The sequence below is a fragment of the Listeria valentina genome, from assembly GCF_011800755.1.
Taxonomy (GTDB): Bacteria; Bacillota; Bacilli; order Lactobacillales; family Listeriaceae; genus Listeria; species Listeria valentina.
In genome coordinates, this window is record NZ_JAATJW010000117.1 from 1 (window position 1) to 2,805 (window position 2,805).

3 protein-coding genes are annotated in these 2,805 nt (G+C 40.3%); all 3 read right to left on the reverse strand.

Annotation, left to right across the window (positions count from 1 at the left end; translation table 11 throughout):
* Positions 1-107: 107 nt before the first annotated feature.
* The 3 genes from HCK02_RS13590 to HCK02_RS13600 all read right to left on the reverse strand — a co-directional run bounded on the left by HCK02_RS13590 (position 108) and on the right by HCK02_RS13600 (position 2,634).
* Positions 108-704, reverse strand: a complete 597-nt coding sequence (locus tag HCK02_RS13590) for a TetR/AcrR family transcriptional regulator (protein ID WP_167630637.1) — start codon at positions 702-704, stop codon at positions 108-110.
* Positions 705-784: 80 nt separating this feature from the next.
* Positions 785-1,915: an ABC transporter permease gene (locus HCK02_RS13595; protein ID WP_167630635.1), complete on the reverse strand. Its 1,131-nt coding sequence runs from the start codon at positions 1,913-1,915 to the stop codon at positions 785-787.
* Positions 1,912-2,634: an ABC transporter ATP-binding protein gene (locus tag HCK02_RS13600; protein ID WP_167630636.1), complete on the reverse strand. Its 723-nt coding sequence runs from the start codon at positions 2,632-2,634 to the stop codon at positions 1,912-1,914. The genes HCK02_RS13595 and HCK02_RS13600 overlap by 4 nt, the downstream gene beginning before the upstream one ends.
* Between the last annotated feature and the right edge of the window lie 171 nt (positions 2,635-2,805).

Below are 2,805 nucleotides of genomic sequence, written 5' to 3' on the forward strand. Positions count from 1 at the left end.
GTATGTTCTATCACAAGTATATCTAAAAAAAGACTGTAAACAAAGTTTTTCACTACTTTGTCTACAGTCTGAAAGGAGAGAAAAACAATTGTTTTTCTCTCCTTTTTTCATTTTAAAATTCCATTCAAAATATAATCGATCGTAAATTCAATTTCTTGCTCGTCTTCCCATTTAGCATCTGGCATCACTACAAAACGTGTAATCATGAAACCCACAATATTCGTAATTAAAGCTCGCATAATCGTACTATTTGGAAAGTCTTTCAATTCTCCCTTTCTTTTATAATAGTCAATCACACACTCAAATTTATCTTTTACATGCGTCATAAAAATCTCAGAAAACTGTGCGCGAAGCTCATTATGGTACATCAGCTCCATAAAATAAATTTTAAGTAATTTTCCATTTTCACGGGCAAACTCAAAGCGATTTCGAATCAATTGTTCAATAAATGCTCGAAAATCAGGATATTCCTTTTCAAAAACCTCTTCTGTAAATTCTTTTGCTAAAAATGGGATAACCCCTTCGACGAGTGTTGGCATCGTGATTGCCATGAGCAACTCTTTTTTCGTTTTGTAGTGCCTAAAAATGGTACCTTCTGCAACGCCCGCCCGCTTGGCAATTTCATTCGTACTAGTTGCGGAAAAACCTTTCTCTGCGAAAAGCTCGGTCGCGGCTTGTAAAATTTTCTTTTGTTTCTCACTCATATACTGGTCTTTTTCCGTCACATTGAGAATTTGTTTTAATAAATCCGGTTGTTTATTTTCCACTTATTTTCGCTCCTAAGTCAAATTTTACGATATTTTTTCAGTGCGAAGATATTTAAAATCAAAAATATGGCTGCAAAGCCAAGCAAGATATAAAAGTTGCTTGCAAATCCAGTGAAGCCTTCCCCGCGAATCATAATATCTTTAAGGGCCTCTGCCCCGTAATACATTGGCATGATATGGGCAAGCCACTGCAACCAGTCCGCCATCCCTTCAAGTGAAAAAATACCGCAAAATAAAACTTGAGGGACAATGACAATTGGGATAAATTGAATGATTTGAAACTCATTATTCGCAAATGTGGATAGCAACATTCCAAGCGCGAGAGAAACCATCGCAAGTGTGAGTGTAATTAAAAGAACATACCAGATTGACCCATTTTGCATCATTCCTAAAATATGGATGGAGTATAAGGCGACAAGGACAGACTGGATCAGCGCAAAAATCCCAAAACCAATCATGTAGCCCAGCTCAATTTCAAAACGCCGAATAGGGCTTGTGAGTAGTCGTTCAAGCGTGCCTGTAGTCCGCTCACGCAAGAAAGAAATCCCTGCAATCAAAAAGACAAAGAAAAAGACGAAAAAGCCAATGAAAATCGGGCCGATTGTGTCGAAATAGCTTGTATTTTTATCGCCGATCACATAGCTCGCTTTCATTTCCATCTGCGGAGCTTCACCAGTTAAATTCGCGGCTTTTGACACTTCCACTCCTGCCCCATTTTTTTCCAGTTGTTTCATCGTTTGCTTCAGTAACTGAGCGGCTTGCTTCATTTCTGCTGATTGTTCGGCCATAAGTGCTCCCTGCAGCTTCGCATTAATTTGTGTCGTAACGGAGGGATCGCTATTTTCATAGGTGATCGCAAGCTTTTGGCCCTCTAAATCTAAAAAAGCATCCAGATCATCATTTTTGATCTTTTTCGTAGGATTTTCAGCAGATTGATATTTTTTGACATCTAGATCTTTATCTTTCAGTGCTGTAATCATACTTTCATTCAGACCACTCACGCCAATTTTAGGATCGACGCTACTCCCGTTAAACATATAATTGAGGAGCGTGATCAAAAGGAGCGGCGCGAGCATCATCAGCGCAAGCGTTCGTTTGTCTCGTTTAAACTGGTTCACAATTCGCTTTACAATCGCTAAAACTCTCATTCCGTCTCCCTCCCAAATTTAAGAAATACCGCCTCCAAGTTTTGACTGCCTGTTTCTTGTTTCAATTCATCTGGAGTTCCCGCTGCAATCACGCGCCCATCCCGAATCATCGCTAGTCGATCACATTTTTCTGCTTCGTCCATGACGTGCGTCGTGACAAGGATCGCCTTGCCGCTTTCTTTAAGCGTTTGCAATTCTTCCCAGATGGAAAGGCGCAATTCTGGGTCAATTCCAACCGTTGGCTCATCCAAAATCAATACTTCAGGGTCTGGTAACACGGCAATAGCAAGTGACAATCTTCGCTTCATTCCACCAGAAAAAGCTGCTACTTTTTTCCCGAGCTCAGCCGTGAGATTAACAAGACTTGCCGCATATTCGATTCGTTTTTCTTTCTTTTTCCCTTTCAGGCGATAAAGCGAAGCAAAAAAGTCGAGATTCTCTCTAGCCGTGAGGTCCGCGTAAAGAGCATCGGATTGTGCCATATAACCGATCTCTTCCATCACTGCAAGGCTAGGCATGGAATGCGCTAACACTTGAACGCTTCCACTTTGCGCTTTTTCCATGCCGATAATGGTTTTTACAAGGGTGGTTTTCCCAGCTCCTGATGGACCAATCAAACCATAAATTTCACCGCGCTTCACAGTTAGCGATAAATCAAACAAGACTTGCTTGTGCTTAAAACCTACATTTAATCCGCTTGCTTCAATTATGGCTTCCATTTCTTTCACTCCTTCAGATTAAAAATGAGTGAGTACTCACTATCATCTTAAAAGAAAACTGATCTTTTGTAAAGCAAAAACCATTTCGATTTCGAAATGGTTCAGACTGTCGAAAAACGCCCATCCCTCCATGAGAAAGAAGAGGGATGGGCGTTTTTTTCTATAAAAATG

What these genes read in the sequence shown, in the direction of transcription:
- HCK02_RS13595 (WP_167630635.1), bottom strand. Translation starts at nt 1,915, where the DNA reads ATGAGAGTTTTAGCGATTGTAAAGCGAATTGTGAACCAGTTTAAACGA.
- HCK02_RS13590 (WP_167630637.1), bottom strand. Translation starts at nt 704, where the DNA reads ATGAGTGAGAAACAAAAGAAAATTTTACAAGCCGCGACCGAGCTTTTC.
- HCK02_RS13600 (WP_167630636.1), bottom strand. Translation starts at nt 2,634, where the DNA reads ATGGAAGCCATAATTGAAGCAAGCGGATTAAATGTAGGTTTTAAGCAC.